The 14,639-nt window shown below is 54.1% G+C and carries 13 protein-coding genes; 4 read left to right on the top strand and 9 right to left on the bottom strand.

Annotated elements, in window-relative coordinates; all coding sequences use genetic code 11:
- Positions 1–3 precede the first annotated feature (3 nt).
- The 4 genes from opp4C to KIH86_RS05080 all read right to left on the bottom strand — a co-directional run bounded on the left by opp4C (position 4) and on the right by KIH86_RS05080 (position 4,876).
- Positions 4–927 carry an oligopeptide ABC transporter permease gene (opp4C, locus tag KIH86_RS05095; protein WP_235775264.1) on the bottom strand — a complete coding sequence of 308 codons (924 nt, stop codon included), beginning with the start codon at positions 925–927 and terminating at the stop codon, positions 4–6.
- 12 nt (positions 928–939) lie between these two features.
- Entirely contained in the window at positions 940–1,893 is a 954-nt protein-coding gene (locus tag KIH86_RS05090; RefSeq protein WP_223086751.1) for an ABC transporter permease, read from the bottom strand.
- Between the two features lie 67 nt (positions 1,894–1,960).
- Complete coding sequence (locus KIH86_RS05085; protein WP_223086748.1) at positions 1,961–3,721, bottom strand: ABC transporter substrate-binding protein; 1,761 nt, start codon at positions 3,719–3,721, stop codon at positions 1,961–1,963.
- A 249-nt stretch (positions 3,722–3,970) separates the two neighbouring features.
- Positions 3,971–4,876 (bottom strand): ArsR/SmtB family transcription factor, encoded by a 906-nt coding sequence (locus KIH86_RS05080; RefSeq protein ID WP_223086746.1) that lies wholly within the window; start codon positions 4,874–4,876, stop codon positions 3,971–3,973.
- Between the two features lie 207 nt (positions 4,877–5,083).
- On the opposite strand from KIH86_RS05080, the gene KIH86_RS05075 reads away from it, so the two are divergent.
- Together KIH86_RS05075 and KIH86_RS05070 are read left to right on the top strand one after the other, a co-directional pair.
- The gene (locus KIH86_RS05075; RefSeq protein ID WP_223086744.1) at positions 5,084–5,377 is read left to right on the top strand and encodes a GNAT family N-acetyltransferase; all 294 of its coding nucleotides are present in this window, start codon (positions 5,084–5,086) and stop codon (positions 5,375–5,377) included.
- Positions 5,378–5,413: 36 nt separating this feature from the next.
- Positions 5,414–6,268, top strand: a complete 855-nt coding sequence (locus KIH86_RS05070; RefSeq protein ID WP_223086741.1) for a GNAT family N-acetyltransferase — start codon at positions 5,414–5,416, stop codon at positions 6,266–6,268.
- A 60-nt stretch (positions 6,269–6,328) separates the two neighbouring features.
- Here KIH86_RS05070 and KIH86_RS05065 read toward each other — a convergent pair whose 3' ends face one another.
- Together KIH86_RS05065 and KIH86_RS05060 are read right to left on the bottom strand one after the other, a co-directional pair.
- Positions 6,329–7,096: a hypothetical protein gene (locus tag KIH86_RS05065; protein WP_223110331.1), complete on the bottom strand. Its 768-nt coding sequence runs from the start codon at positions 7,094–7,096 to the stop codon at positions 6,329–6,331.
- Positions 7,096–7,548, bottom strand: coding sequence for a flavodoxin (locus KIH86_RS05060; protein ID WP_223086736.1), 453 nt, complete (start codon positions 7,546–7,548; stop codon positions 7,096–7,098). Before KIH86_RS05060 ends, KIH86_RS05065 begins: the two co-directional genes overlap by 1 nt.
- A 203-nt stretch (positions 7,549–7,751) precedes the next feature.
- Between KIH86_RS05060 and KIH86_RS05055 the strand changes: the two genes are divergently transcribed.
- Positions 7,752–8,615 (top strand): class I SAM-dependent methyltransferase, encoded by an 864-nt coding sequence (locus KIH86_RS05055; protein WP_223086732.1) that lies wholly within the window; start codon positions 7,752–7,754, stop codon positions 8,613–8,615.
- A 4-nt stretch (positions 8,616–8,619) separates the two neighbouring features.
- The gene (locus KIH86_RS05050; protein WP_223086729.1) at positions 8,620–9,378 is read left to right on the top strand and encodes an RluA family pseudouridine synthase; all 759 of its coding nucleotides are present in this window, start codon (positions 8,620–8,622) and stop codon (positions 9,376–9,378) included.
- Positions 9,379–9,578: 200 nt separating this feature from the next.
- On the opposite strand, the gene KIH86_RS05045 is transcribed toward KIH86_RS05050, so the two are convergent.
- From KIH86_RS05045 to gyrA, 3 genes are all read right to left on the bottom strand, one after another.
- On the bottom strand, positions 9,579–10,019 hold the full coding sequence (locus KIH86_RS05045) for a MarR family winged helix-turn-helix transcriptional regulator (protein ID WP_223086726.1): 441 nt from the start codon (positions 10,017–10,019) through the stop codon (positions 9,579–9,581).
- Between the two features lie 108 nt (positions 10,020–10,127).
- The gene (locus KIH86_RS05040; protein ID WP_223086724.1) at positions 10,128–11,954 is read right to left on the bottom strand and encodes an APC family permease; all 1,827 of its coding nucleotides are present in this window, start codon (positions 11,952–11,954) and stop codon (positions 10,128–10,130) included.
- 229 nt (positions 11,955–12,183) lie between these two features.
- Positions 12,184–14,625, bottom strand: a complete 2,442-nt coding sequence (gene gyrA, locus KIH86_RS05035) for a DNA gyrase subunit A (RefSeq protein WP_223086721.1) — start codon at positions 14,623–14,625, stop codon at positions 12,184–12,186.
- Positions 14,626–14,639: the final 14 nt, after the last annotated feature.

Raw genomic sequence — 14,639 nt, 5'->3', positions numbered from 1 at the left:
CACCTACCTCTTCTGTTTAGGGTCCAGCACGTCCCGGAGGCCGTCCCCGAAAATATTGATTGCGATGACCGTGGCAAAAATCGACACTCCCGGCGGAATCCACAGCCACGGATGGTCCTGGAAATCGATCATGTTGTTGGCGGCGTCGATCATATTCCCCCACGTCGGCGTCGGAGGCATAACGCCAAGACCGAAGAAGCTGAGCACCGATTCGCTGAGAATCGAACCGCCGATATTGAGCGTCGCCATGACGATCAATAGAGGAACGATGTTCGGCAGTAGATGGCCTACCAGCTTCCGGCGGTCGCGCAGCCCCAGCACCTCTGCCGCCTGCATGAACTCGCGCTCCCGCAGACTGAGCATTTGTCCCCGCACCATCCGCGCCATTCCCGGCCAATTCACCACGCTAAGCATCAGCATGACGATGTACATCCGGTAATCCGTCGGAACCTTCCACTCCGACAGCATGGCGCCGAAGATGAACAGAAGCGGAAGGTTGGGCACCGTCATCAGGAGATCGGCGATCCGCATAATGATCTGGTCGGCAATCCCCCGGTAGTAACCGGAGATGGCTCCGAGCAGAGCGCCTAAGAATACGGACAGAACCATGGAAGCCAGTCCGACGGTCAGCGAGATACGCCCTGCCTGCATGACCCGTGTCATAATATCGCGGCCAAGCGCATCCGTTCCCAGCCAATGTTTGAGGCTCGGGGCTTTGTTCATCAGATTCATATGAATTTTATTGTCCGTATACGGCGAGAACAGCGGACCGATGAAGCAGAGTATGAACATAAAGACGACTACGGCAAACCCGGCCACCGCAAGCTTATTGTGCAGCAATTTGCGCAGGGACTGCCGCATTAATGAAGATTTGTGCTCCCGGACGCGGGGACGTGAGACTTCCGATATACGGCTATTGGCTGTCACAACTCCACCCCCCTATAACCTGACACGCGGATCGGCTACCCGGTAGAGCAGGTCAGACAGCAATGTTCCGATCACGGTCAAAATAGCAAGCAGCATCGTAAAGCCCATCAGCAAGGGATAATCCCGCAGTCCAAAAGACTTCATGTACAGCTGGCCGACGCCAGGCCAGTTGAAGATTTGTTCGATAATGATCGATCCGCCGAACAGGGATGGAAGCTCAAAGCCAATCAATGTAATCGCGGGCAGAAGCGCATTCCGTAAAGCGTGCTTGAACAGCACCCTTCTCTCATTCAGCCCTTTGGCCCGGGCGGTCCGGATATAATCCTGTCTCAGCACATCGATCATATTGCTGCGGAAGTAACGGGTTAACGAACCCAGCCCGAGGAGGATCATGACGATAACGGGCAGTGTCATATGCCGCAGCACTTCCTTGAAATAGGCGAATCCCGTCGCATTGCTGCCGGTTGTAATCATTCCCCCGGGAGGCAGCCACTTCAGGTCGACGGCCAAAATTTTGATCAGGAACAGCCCGATGAAAAAGGACGGCAGCGACATCGCCGCAAATATGCCGATCATCACCAGCGTATCAAACCAGGAATACTGCCGGTACGCGGAAATAACCCCGATGATCACGGCGATCAGCCAGGTCAGAAAGGTGGATACGGCGGCCAGCAGAAAAGAATTCCAAATATACTCGTTGAACAGCTGCAGCACAGGCTTCTGCTGGGCCAGCGAATAGCCCAGATCTCCGTGCAGCGCATTTTTCAGCCAAATGCCGTAACGTTCCAGCACCGGCTTATTGAGGCCGTATATCTCTCGAAGCTCCGCCTTGCGCTCCGCCGTCAGCTTGATATTGCCGGTGATGAAATCGCCGGGCGTGTTGGCGTAGAGGATGAAGATCAGCAGCGAGGCGGCGAACAGGATCAGAATGATATACAACAGTCTTTTGGTCAGATAGTTACTCATGATCGGCTCCCTTTATAAGTCCGTCCCCTGTCATCGGCGAGCGACAGACAGGGGACCAGAATACGGATTATTTCAGCGTCCATTCAGGCAGGCTGCCTGCAAGCCCGATGAATGGGCTGACCGAGAGATTCTGGATGCGTCCGTTATAGGCGTATACCGTCTTTTTATAGTTGGTGAAAATAACCGGAAGCTCGTCGTTGAACAGCTGGTACAGTTCCTTGTATACCGCCTTGCGCTGCTCAATATCGTTCGTGGCGAGCGCTTTGTTGTACAGCTCCACGAATTTCGGATTGTTATAATCGGTAATTTCTCCGTCGAAGAACTGCATGAAGCCGTCCGCAGGATCGGTCAGCATCGAAGTGGAGAAGGATGCCAGGTCATAGTCTCCGCCCTCGACTTTGGACACCAGCGCGTTGAAATCGGCGAATATTTCCGGCTGAAAGTCAATGCCTAGCGCCGCAAAATTCTCTTTGGCTACCGGTATGAAGATGTCAGTGCTCTGGCTCTTGAAGCCAAGATAATGGAGGCTGAGCTTCTTGCCGTCCTTCTCGCGGATTCCGTCCGAGCCAACGGTCCAGCCCGCTTCATCGAGCAGCTGTTTGGCTTTTTCCGGATCGTAGTTATAAGGATTGATGCCCTCGGTTGTATAGGACCAGGAGATCGGTGAAGCCGGAATGTTGGCAACGGCACCAGCGCCTTGAGCGGCATCCACATAAATGCTCTGACGGTCAAGACCGTAGGCGATTGCCTGTCTCACCCGCTTGTCTTCGAGCTGCGCATGCTTCAGATTAACCTGCAGATAGCCGTAAGTGCTTGGTGTATAAGGGATGATGTTGACGAAGCCCAGCGACTTCAGCTTCTCAATGTTCTCGCTTGTAGCCGGGAAGGAAGCATAGTCCACCTCTCCCGTCTCCAGGAACTGCCAGGCATCGCCTTGCGAAGTTTTGTAAATAAAATGCTCGGTCTTCGGCTTGCCCTTGAAGTAATTCTCGTTCGCAACCAGTCGTACTTCCTGTCCCGGAATGAACTTCTCCAGCTTGTAAGGCCCGTCGCCCAGCGGCTTCTCATGCAGCTTCTTGATATATTCCAGATGGCCGAAGGTGTAATCCTTGCCGTAGTAAGCTTTGGACAACACGTTGGAGCCGAGCGTCACCAGAGCCGTTGCATTCGGCTGCTCCAGCGTTACCGAGATCGTCTGGGGATCAATGACTTTGATGCCTTCAACCGTCTTGGCCTTGCCTTCCTTGTATGCCTTTCCGCCCTTTACATTCAGTGAGGGCACGGTGGAACCGCCGTCATAGCTCTTGTCATATTGGATCGTCCAGGTAAAAGCGACATCATCCGCAGTCAGCGGCGAACCGTCGCTGAATTTCAAGCCCTTCCGCAAGTGGAAAGTGTATGTAAGCTGATCCTGCGATACGTCCCAGCTCTCGGCCAGCTCCGGAACGGGCACGCCTTTGTCATCCACGGTTACGAGCGACGAATACAGCAAGGAGGAGACGTTGCCGTCATATCCGCTCTCCTGAAAATAGGGCGTGAACGCGCCGCTGGGATCGGTAAGCCCCACAATAATCGTATCGGTGCGGCTCTTCGCGGTTGCCGGCAGCTTGGACAGATCATTTGCCGTGTACGGCTCGCTGAGCGCACCCGCCGGAACAGGCGCCGCCGAAGCCGCTGCTTCAGTGGCAGCCGGAGCAGTTGTTGCACTCGCAGTCGATGCCGCAGTATTGCCCCCTGCTTCCGAATTATTATTGCCGCTTCCGCAAGCTGAAAGGAGCAATGACCCGGCAATCAGTAATGAGGTTAACAGCAGCGTACTTTTTCTCATAAACATCATCTCTTTTCTCCACAAGTATTTACTACAATTCCTACCCGCTAAGTATGATTAATAGCCGATAGTTCACATTATAAAAAGAGATTGTCGTTCTGTAAATAGAGAACAACAAAATAATTCTCTAGTAGCAGAAACACAAAAGTTTCCAAAACAAAAAAGCCAAAGCTCTTCTCCGCGAAGAAACCTTGGCTATTCCCGTAATGAATCTTTAACAATCAAGGGTAATCGACTGCCGAAATCCAATTATTTTGCTAAAAAATCCAGCAGCTGACTGTTCATTTGATGCACGCCTTTCAGCCTGAGACTGTAGGAAGTCACGTTCTCCCCCTCGATGTAAGCATGCAGTAAACCGGCGTACCGGAGGCTGAAGATATGGTCATGGACTATGCCTTTGGATATTCCCGCACTTCTGGCAATCTCCGAGAACGTTTTGCGTTCTTGTCCCAGCGACTTGAGGATTCTCAGCCGGCTTTTTTCCCCGAGACTGCGAAGGGCCTTGTACATCGACGGTGAAATATCTTCCTCGCTGGCGGTGATTCTTGCTGCATAATGGCAAAGGGTGAGCGGGCCGAAATTATAAATAATATTAATCGGCTGAAAATGAAACTGTGGAATCAGCACCAGCTTGCGCAGTCCCTCTCCCGGCACAAACACAAATCCGTTCGTCGTCTCATCGACAAAATCCATCACGTCAGACTCCGGAAGCTTGCGCATCCGTTCATCCGCATGCTCCTGCAGCTTGCCGAGGATTGCCGCGTTGCCGGAACTGAAATACTGCCGGTTCCATTCTGTGAGCAGGAACAGCATTCTGCCCCGGAATTCATCCATCTGCGCAGGAAATGCGCTGACATGTCCGGATAGGGTCTCGTAAATTTCGCCGACCGTCAAGCCTTCGAGCCACTGCAGCATCCCATCAACGCTAGCTTTGTCCGGACACAGATAGATAAGCAGGTTCAGCAGCTTCCAATCCTGATCAAGCTCCACCTGTTCGAGAGCCGTAATCAGCTGCGGGGTTAATCCGCCCGCGACTTCAGCGGCCCAGGCGCTGCCCAGTTCGATCTTCTTGTTGGATTTCTTGCAGATAAACGTATGTATGCTGTTGATTAACTCATATACCGGTTGAAACTCAACCCCAACTTCATATTCCACGGGCATTCCTCCTGAAGCGGCTTCTATTCATCGCAGCGTTAGTGTCTTAATCTTAGGGCATTTCCTGGAGGATGTGCAAGCCATTCAAGAAACCCTGACTCATGATGTAATGTGAGTGTGAAATATCTCCGGCAGCTGGGTTAGTCTCGCTTTTTCCAGTATCGGGTAGTAAAATAAAGGCATTACACCCGAAATGGAGTGAAGAATATGACGCAAATTCTAACAGGAGAAGGACGATTCTATATTGCCGGCGAAGGCAAGGACCTGGCCGAAATAACATACAGATTGGATGAGAACAACGGGGATCTGGTCATTGACCATACCTTCGTATCCGAAGATCTGCGAGGTCAGGGAGCCGGTGAACAATTGGTGCGGGCAGTGGTGGACAAGGCCCGTGAAGAGCGGCTGAAGATTGTACCGGAGTGCTCATATGCGGCACATCAATTCAAGAAACACGCCGAATATTCGGATGTATGGAGCGATAACGCGCCCAGAGGATAATGCGATTATCCGCGTGTTTCCTAGGAGGATAACATTGTGACAACAGACGAAACACTGAGACAGATCGAAGATTTGCAGCGGCGCTGCGAGGAATATGACGGCATTTCGCTGAAGCTGAATTGGGAGTCTCTCCGCAGAGAGCCCGCTTCGGGAGGCGCGGAAATCAGGCTGGCCTACGAGGACGGCTTGCTTACAGGGTTTATCGGCGTGTATCCATTCGGCAGCGAAGTTGAAGTCTGCGGGATGCTCCGCCCGGGATACCGGAGACGAGGCATTTTCACCTCGCTCTGGAAGCAGGCATTTGAGGTGATCTCCCAAGCGGGAGCTGAGAGCATCTTGTTGAACGCCCCCGCCGCCTCGGCTTCAGGAGCCGGATTCCTGCAGACACTGCCGCTAGTCTTCAACCATGCGGAGTATCAAATGAAATGGGACGAGTCCAAGGCAGAAGAGTACGGTGCCTTGGGCCGCGAGTTGTCGGAGGACAAGATTATCCTCCGTCCGGCCCGGCCGGATGAGACCCCGCTGCTGGCCTCGCTGGACAGCGGCGGATTCGGAATGAATCTTGAAGATGCCACTGAGATGTTCAAGGATTTCGAGGAGGAGAGCGGCACCGAGCATATTATCATTGAGTATGCCGGAGAAGCTGCTGGGAAACTTCGGCTGTGGACGGAGGATAACGAAACCTGGATCTACGGGTTTACTGTCGATGAGAAGCTCAGAGGAAAAGGCATCGGCCGCAGCGCGCTCCTTCAGACCATAGCCCGGGAGCGGCATCACGGGAACGGAATTAATCTGGAGGTTGCCCTTGATAACCCGAATGCGCTGAAGCTGTACGAAAGCTCCGGTTTTGTCATGATCAATAAACAGGATTATTACCGTTATAACGGGTAAAACACAGAACAGCCCCATGGATTCCAGCCATCCATGGGGCTTGCTGCTGCCATGCTTGCTTCACATCAGCAGATGCCGGCAGCGAACCTCCTCTGTCCCTCGGCTGCCCGCATGACCCGAAAGACTCCTTGTCCCGGAATCCGGAGATTCATCGAGCACGGACAGCAGCCGCAAATAATCAAGCGAGTACGCCAGGCTGTATGATTCTCCTGGATAACAGCGCTGCTCCCCCTCCATCAGGAAGAAGAGTTCCACCCGTTCGGGCGGTCTGCCATAGGCTTTATGGCAGAAGACATTCACCATGTGAAAGAATCCCTCCGCCACTTCCTCACACCGGCAGGTCATGAACTTCTGGATGATGAGACCATCCTCGCCTCTGCCCCCTTGCATTTGCCAGACCAGCTGGAAAATGACGGACAGATCCATCTTCAGTTCAGGCACAGCTACATGCCAGTCCTCGTACAGCTTCACCGGCATGAGATAACGGTCGCGATTATAGCTGACCGCCCGGATGAGTGAATCCATAACTTTGTTCTTGACCTCCCAGTAATGCAGGAGTGAAGAGAAAGCGCCGGAACGAGGGGGCCATCTTTGCTCCAATATGAACTGTATCGGGGTTTGCAGGCGGACCTCAGGTGTCAGGCTGTAGAAGTCGTTGAGGGTATGGCCCACCGCGTATTGCACCTGTTGACGCCATTTGGGCAGGGCCGCTCCCGCCTTTTTCTCACTTTCGGCCATATCGAGCAGCGTCCGTTCCACAATATAGTCGCGGAAGGGCTGAAACCGGATTTCCGGCTGGTTCTCAGCCGCCAACATGGAAGCGCCCATCATGCAAGCGCAAGGCAGGCTTCGGCAAAGCTCTGCCCGAAGCGCCGGCAATCTTCTTTCTCCGCAGAGGTAGGCCCGTATTCGATCTTGAGAGACGGCTGGACAAGCTCGGCGCCCCTCTCCGACAGCTTCTTCTCCAGCAGGTCCACCGCACCGCAGTATATGGCATAGCCGGTATCTCCGCTGCCGAATACGGCGGTCTTCCGATCCTTAAGCTCCACCTCATCCATCTCTTCGTAGAAATCCAGGAACTCGTCGGGAAGCTCACCGTCTCCCCATGTATAGGCGCCGAGAAGCGCCCCGTCATAAGCGATCATTTCATCAGCGCTGCATTCATGTGCTTCTTTCAGTACGGCTTCATTGCCGGCCTGGCGGATTCCCTCCGCAATCAGCTCCGCCATTTCCTCGGTGTTGCCGGTCAGACTGGCATATACCACCAAAATTCGGACCATCTCCAGATCGCCTCCCTAAATTGAGAAATCGGTTCAGCAACCGATTCTCCGATATTATCCAGTCTATTGATAATGATTCTCATTGTCAATATTAATATTCAGGATTGCCCTCTGTCCGAATGGTTTGTCAAATGTTTGTTAAGAACCGTACCTATGATGTACAATATAGGCTATATGAAAATTTTTGAAGGATGGATCAATCTATGTACATGGCCCGGGATTGGCAGGATTACGAAATTATCGATACAGGCGGCGGGGAAAAGCTGGAACGCTGGGGAGACATCATACTGCGGAGACCTGACCCGCAAATCATTTGGCCTCTGATCAAAGAAACGGCAGAATGGAAAAATGTGCACGGACATTATCACCGCAGTTCTTCCGGCGGCGGCCAATGGGAAATGAAGAAGAGCATACCGGACAGCTGGAGCATCTCCTACGGCAAGCTGAAATTCCACCTTCGTCCGACCAATTTCAAGCACACGGGTCTGTTCCCGGAGCAAGCGGCCAACTGGAGCTGGATGATGGACAAGATCGCCGGTGCGGGACGCAAGATCCAGGTTCTGAACCTGTTCGCTTACACCGGTGGAGCTACCGTCGCCGCTGCTTCCGCCGGCGCTTCCGTCGTCCATGTGGACGCCGCGAAAGGGATGGTGCAGTGGGCCAAGGAGAATCTTCAGCTCTCCGGTCTGGGCGACCGCCCCGTCCGCTTCATTACGGACGATGTCTTCAAGTTTGTGCAGCGGGAGGAACGCCGCGGCAATAAATACGACGCGATTATTATGGACCCGCCTTCGTATGGAAGAGGTCCAGGCGGAGAAATGTGGAAGCTCGAGCAGAGCCTCTACCCCTTCCTGGAAAGCTGCCTCGCCATCATGAGCGATCAGCCGCTCTTTCTCCTGATCAATTCGTATACGACCGGCATTTCGCCTACGGTTCTGGAGAATATGCTGGCCATGACGATGAAATCCCGTTACGGCGGGTCGATCAGCTCCGGTGAAATCGGACTGCCGATTACCGCCTCCGGTCTGAATTTGCCATGCGGTATTCTTGGACGCTGGGAGGCTTAGGGCCATGGCGGACAAGAACGGCGGGCCAGGCACCGGCCAGCCTGGCCGGGATATTGAGATCCTGTATGAGGATAACCATCTGCTGGGTGTTGTCAAGCCGGTGAACATCCCTGTACAGGAAGACGCGACCGGAGATCTTGACCTGCTGACGCTGCTTAAAGAGGACATCAAGCAGCGGTACGACAAGCCGGGCAATGTCTTTATGGGTCTCGTCCACCGGCTGGACCGGCCGGTGGGAGGCGCCATGATCTTCGCCAAGACGTCCAAAGCCGCCTCCCGGCTCTCGGAGAGTGTTCGAAGCCGCAGCTTCCGGAAGGTATATTTGACCGTTGTGCACGGCACACTTCCGGCTCCAAGCGGGCGGCTGCGGAACTTCCTGCTGAAGAACGCGAAGACGAACACCGTCTCTGTGGTGCGGCAGGGAACGCAGGACGCCAAGGAAGCCGTGCTTGATTACACGGTTCTGGGCACCGCAGAGGGCTTCAGCCTTGTGAAGATCAACCTGCTGACCGGCCGTTCTCACCAAATCCGTGTGCAGCTCGCCCATGCCGGCTGCCCTCTCTACGGTGACCAGAAGTACGGCCCTTCCGTCAACAAGCCCGGACAGCAGATCGCGCTCTGGTCATCGATTGTCGGCTTTCCGCATCCGGTCACCAAAGAGGAAATGGACCTGGTCTCCCTGCCTCCACGCTCCCATCCCTGGAGCTTGTGGAGCAGGGATATTCAAGAACGGTCACTCGCGCAAGCATTCGATGAGACCTGAGCCCGCTGCTGCTGCAAGCTTCACACCACAAATTTCCAGGCGAGCATAACCTCGCAGACCAACACATACGCCCAGGCGAACATATTCTCCTGGCGAACAGACTAAAGGGGACGTTCCTCCCGATGCGGAGAGCGTCCCCTTGATGTGTCTGCTTGTTCCATCCGTCCTATGTAATACCAATACCGTTCAACACCGTCCGTCTATCTGCTCAGCTCCAGCGTTGTCGATTCATTGCCCGGAGCTACCAGCTTCCCCATCAAGTACAGCAGAAGCTGCTGGTTATGGGCGGAGATATGATCCAGCACTCCGGCGAAGAAGTCGCTCCGCACTTTAAGTCCTCTCTCCGCTTCCTTTCGTCCCAGATCCGTAATGCTCACCCACACGATTCGGCGGTCCGCCGCATCCCGGTCGCGAACAATTAGTCCCCCCCGCTCCATCCGGTCAAGAAGCATGGTTACCGCTGCTGCGCTAGTCGCCAGATGCGGGGCCAGATCGGAAGGCTTGGCCGCACCACGCTCCTGAACGAGCTCAAGTACGGTCAGCTGCGCATCGGTCAGCGTAGGAGCCAGCTTGGTCTCCATATGAACCTTGTAATCCTTCAGAATTTTATGCCAGATTTTACTGAATTCAAAGGAGTTCACTGCAGTTCCTTCCTTTCCAACGAATCATTCGTTATAAATAGGTTCGCTGTTAAGTTTCTTTTTCCTGCAAGTGGTAAAAAATAAATAACCCCATAAATCAAATGGACATCATTTCTTCAGATGGAACGGCACGGTTGTGACCACCACATTTCGCCGGTACAGCAGACTGGTGCGGATCAGCAGACCAGACTGGTTGTGAAGAATGTTATGCCAGCCTTTGCGCGGAATAAACTGCGGAATAACGACGGTTACCTGATAGTTCGATTCGCTTGCCTTCCGCTGCACGGCGTCGATAAACTTGATGAGCGGTTGGATAATGCTGCGGTATGGCGAATACAGGGTGACGAGCCGGACATCCGGCTGCCATTTGGCCCATTTTTCCTCAAACACAGCCTCGTCCTCGCGCTCGAAGGAAATGTAGACGGCAATGATCTGATGCGCCGACAGCGTCTTGGCATAATTCAGCGAATTCTCCACGACATGCGTGATACCTGCTACCGGCAGGATGATCACATTCCCTTCAATGGGGACGGCAGGCTCACAGGTGCTCAGTCTCAGTTGGTCGGCCACCGCTTCATAATGCTTGCTGATCCGGTAGAACAGGATAATGATCAGCGGCAAAAAGACAAGAACCGGCCATATCTGGGCAAACTTGGTCAGGAAGAACATCACGGTTACGATAAAGCTGATCAGCGCTCCCGCTGTGTTAATGATTAATTTGGGCAGCCAGCCGGGCGGCTTCTCGCGCTTCCATTTAACGATCATCCCGGTCTGCGCCAGCGTGAATGGAATGAACACTCCCACCGCATACAGTGGAATCAGATGCTCGGTCTGGCCTTCAAAGGCTATGATCAGAAGGATGGACAAGAGGCCCAGGATGATGATTCCGTTCGAATAACCCAGCCGGTCGCCCCGTACAGTGAACATGCGCGGAATGAACTTGTCCTTGGCCAGATTGACCGCCAGCAGCGGAAATGCCGAATAGCCGGTATTGGCGGCAAGGATCAGAATGAGAGCTGTCGTTCCCTGAACGAAGAAGTACATCACGTTCCGCCCAAAGGTCGTCTCTGCGATCTGGGACACGACCGTGACCTCCGGCATCGGTTTGATTCCGTAATAATACGCCAGGAACACGATTCCGGTGAACAGACATGCCAGTAGAATACCCATAGCGGCAAGCGTCTTGGCGGCGTTATTCGGGGCCGGGTGCCTGAAGTTGGGAATGGCATTCGAGATGGCCTCCACCCCGGTCAGAGCCGAGCTGCCCGATGCAAAAGCCCGCAGAAGGAGAAACAGTGAAATACCCGCCACAGGCGTTCCGATCGGGGTGTGCAGACCTTCAGGAATATGACCGGCAACAATTCGAAAGAGGCCGGTACCTATCATGATAAATAATGCCAGCACGAACAAATATACCGGATAAGCCAGAATGGAAGCCGACTCCGTTACCCCCCGTAAATTTAAAGTCGTAATAAAGCAGACAAACAGGACAGCGATAATTACATTATAGGGATGCAGGCTAGGAAACGCCGATGTGATGGCATCGGTTCCTGCGGACACGCTGACCGCAACGGTCAGAATATAATCCACAAGCAGTGAGCCGCCGGCAATCAGACCCGGATATTTCCCCAGGTTCTGCTTCGATACGACATAAGCGCCGCCACCATGGGGGTAGGCAAAAATAATTTGCCGGTAGGATAAAATTAAAGCTGCCAGCAGCACCAATACGCCGACTGCAATCGGAATGGAATACCAGAAAGCCGCAGCCCCAACCGTAATCAGCACGATCAGGATTTGCTCCGGGCCGTACGCCACGGACGACAGCGCGTCCGAAGAGAGAATGGCCAAAGCCTTCGTCTTGGTCAGCTTTTGTTCCCCTAATTCATTCGATTTCAGCGGACGCCCAATGAGAAAGCGTTTGATGGATGACAGCATCGACCACACCTCCGACAATTGTGAATAAGTGATATGTATTTTGCCCCAACTGCGTCTATCCTATCTTCCGTTCCATCTGTATCAGGAATTACCGGTTCGGCTTCGAATCCATATAAGTATAACCCCATCGGAGTATCCGCGAAGCAGCTGCCGATCTCTTCTTCATGACACGTAATGATAAAAAGGCATCATCTCCGCCAGCGGAGAACGATGCCTTCTCTGATCCGGCCTAGTCGACCGAACGATGCACTTGTATAATTTCGTCTTTCTTGTCCAGCGGTACGAGCAGCTTGCCGATCGATTTGCGTTCGGCAATCGAGGCGGATTCCGTCGTAAGCTCGAATACGTGGCCGTCCCGCGATATGGCGGTAACCGACACCGGTTCCTTGCAGTAGAATGCGCCCACAATCCGGCTGCCATTAGGCTTGACGCGCTTGCCTTCCTTGAATTCAAAGGTCTGAACGCCCTTGCCTCCCCGGCTCTGCGGGATATAATCGAGCAGCAGACTGCGCTTGCCGTACCCAAGATCGCTAAGCACGAATACCTCTCCCTCATCATTCGCTACCCGGAAGCAGGCAGCCACCTCGTCGCCTTCGCGAAGCTGAATGCCCTTGACTCCGCCGGCCACACGGCCCATCGGGTTCACTTCGCTCTCGCGGAACCGGATGCTCATGCCCTCACGGGTAATGAGCATGAGATCCTGATCTCCCCCGCTCAGCATAACCGAGAGCACCTCGTCTTCAGGAGCCACCTTGCAGGCGGCTACGGCCCCGCTTCGGCTGGTCGCATATTCCTTAAGCTCCGTACGCTTGACCTGACCTTTGCGGGTGATGAAGAACAGACTGAGATCACTCTCATCCAGACCGCCTACCGGTATAATCTCGGCGATGCCGTCCCCCTTGGACAGCCCGATTACATTGACAATCGCGGTGCCGGGGTCCTTCCATTTAAAGTCGGGAATCTGATGGACAGGCAGCAGGAAGTATTGGCCCTTGCGCGTAAAAATAAGCAGGCTGTCCCGTGTATTCACATCCAGCAGCTTCGTGACGTAGTCGCCTTCCTTCGCGCCGGATGATTTCCGGTCTCCGCCGGAGCGGGTGAAGGACAACATGCTTGTCCGCTTGATGTAGCCGTCCGCAGACAGCGTAACGAGCACATCCTCGGCATTGACCAGCGCTTCGAGGCTGACCTTGATCTCCTCGACTTCGCCCTGTATGGCGGAACGGCGGTCGATGCCGTACTTGTCGCGGATTTCCATCAGCTCCTTGCGAATGACGCTGACCAGTTTCTTGTCGCTGTCGAGTATGGCCCGGAGTGCAGCGATCTTCTTCTCCGTCTCCTCCAGTTCTTTCTCCAGTGTCCGGATTTCCAGATTGGTAAGCCGGTACAGCTGCAGGGTCAGGATAGAGTCTGCCTGTCGCTCGCTGAAGCCGAACATCCACACCAGGTTGTTCTGGGCGTCCTGGCGGTTCTTCGACGCTTTGATCGCAGCGATTACTTCGTCCAGAATGTTGAGCGCCTTGACCAGTCCCTCAAGCACATGAGCCCGGTCCTCTGCGCGTTCCAGATCAAACTGGGTGCGATGCGTCACAACCTCACGCTGATGCGCGATGTAGGCCTCCAGAATCGCTTTAAGACCAAGCTGCTGCGGCGCCTTATTGACGATGGCCACCATATTGAAGTTATAGGTCACCTGAAGGTCCGTCTTCTTGAGCAGATAGGCAAGGATGCTCTGCGCGTCGGCTTCCTTCTTCAGTTCAACGACGATGCGCAGGCCTTCGCGTCCGCTCTCGTCGCGGACTTCAGCAATTCCGTCCACCTTCTTCTCCAGCCGGATATTCTCCATGGCGGTGACAAGACGGGATTTCACAACCTGGAACGGGATTTCCGTAACCACGATCTGCTGCTTGCCGCCCCGGACATTCTCAATCTCTGTCTTGGACCGCAGATAAATGCGGCCTTTGCCCGTCCGGTATGCGTCCATAATGCCGTCGCCGCCCATAATGAGGCCGCCTGTCGGAAAATCCGGACCTTTGATGAAGGTCATGATTTCCTCCAGCTCAATCTCCGGCTTCTGCATGACCGCGATGCAGGCATCAATCGTCTCCCGCAAATTATGCGGAGGGATTTCGGTGGCGAACCCTGCCGAGATTCCGCTCGTTCCGTTCACCAGCAAATTCGGATAACGGGACGGCAACACCACCGGCTCTTTGGCCGAGTTGTCGAAGTTGTCCTTGAACAGCACCGTGCGCTTCTCGATGTCGCGCAGCATCTCCAATGCGATCGATGACAGACGCGCCTCGGTATACCGCATCGCCGCTGCGGGATCATCGTCCATCGAACCCCAGTTGCCGTGACCGTCTACAAGCACATGGCCCATTTTCCAAGGCTGCGCCATCCGGACCATGCCTTCGTAGATGGAGGAATCTCCGTGGGGATGATAGTTCCCCATTACGTCACCGACAGTCTTCGCCGACTTCCGGTACGCCTTGTCCGGCGTGTTGCCGGAGTCATACATGGCGTACAGGATACGGCGCTGTACAGGCTTCAGCCCGTCGCGCACATCGGGAATAGCCCGGTCTTGAATAATATATTTGGAATACCGCCCAAAGCGGTCGCCGACGACTTCTTCCAGAAACGCCGGCAGAAATTGTTCGGATAAACTGCTCATGCATTCACCTTCTG

Source organism: Paenibacillus sinensis (assembly GCF_019904155.1).
Classification (GTDB): Bacteria; Bacillota; Bacilli; order Paenibacillales; family Paenibacillaceae; genus Paenibacillus_AQ; species Paenibacillus_AQ sinensis.
This window is presented reverse-complemented; position numbering and strand designations above follow the sequence as displayed.

What these genes read in the sequence shown, in the direction of transcription:
- KIH86_RS05085 (WP_223086748.1), bottom strand. Translation starts at nt 3,721, where the DNA reads ATGAGAAAAAGTACGCTGCTGTTAACCTCATTACTGATTGCCGGGTCA.
- KIH86_RS05090 (WP_223086751.1), bottom strand. Translation starts at nt 1,893, where the DNA reads ATGAGTAACTATCTGACCAAAAGACTGTTGTATATCATTCTGATCCTG.
- KIH86_RS05065 (WP_223110331.1), bottom strand. Translation starts at nt 7,096, where the DNA reads ATGGGCGCTTCCATGTTGGCGGCTGAGAACCAGCCGGAAATCCGGTTT.
- gyrA (WP_223086721.1), bottom strand. Translation starts at nt 14,625, where the DNA reads ATGAGCAGTTTATCCGAACAATTTCTGCCGGCGTTTCTGGAAGAAGTC.
- KIH86_RS05055 (WP_223086732.1), top strand. Translation starts at nt 7,752, where the DNA reads ATGTACATGGCCCGGGATTGGCAGGATTACGAAATTATCGATACAGGC.
- KIH86_RS05060 (WP_223086736.1), bottom strand. Translation starts at nt 7,548, where the DNA reads ATGGTCCGAATTTTGGTGGTATATGCCAGTCTGACCGGCAACACCGAG.
- KIH86_RS05050 (WP_223086729.1), top strand. Translation starts at nt 8,620, where the DNA reads ATGGCGGACAAGAACGGCGGGCCAGGCACCGGCCAGCCTGGCCGGGAT.
- KIH86_RS05075 (WP_223086744.1), top strand. Translation starts at nt 5,084, where the DNA reads ATGACGCAAATTCTAACAGGAGAAGGACGATTCTATATTGCCGGCGAA.
- KIH86_RS05040 (WP_223086724.1), bottom strand. Translation starts at nt 11,954, where the DNA reads ATGCTGTCATCCATCAAACGCTTTCTCATTGGGCGTCCGCTGAAATCG.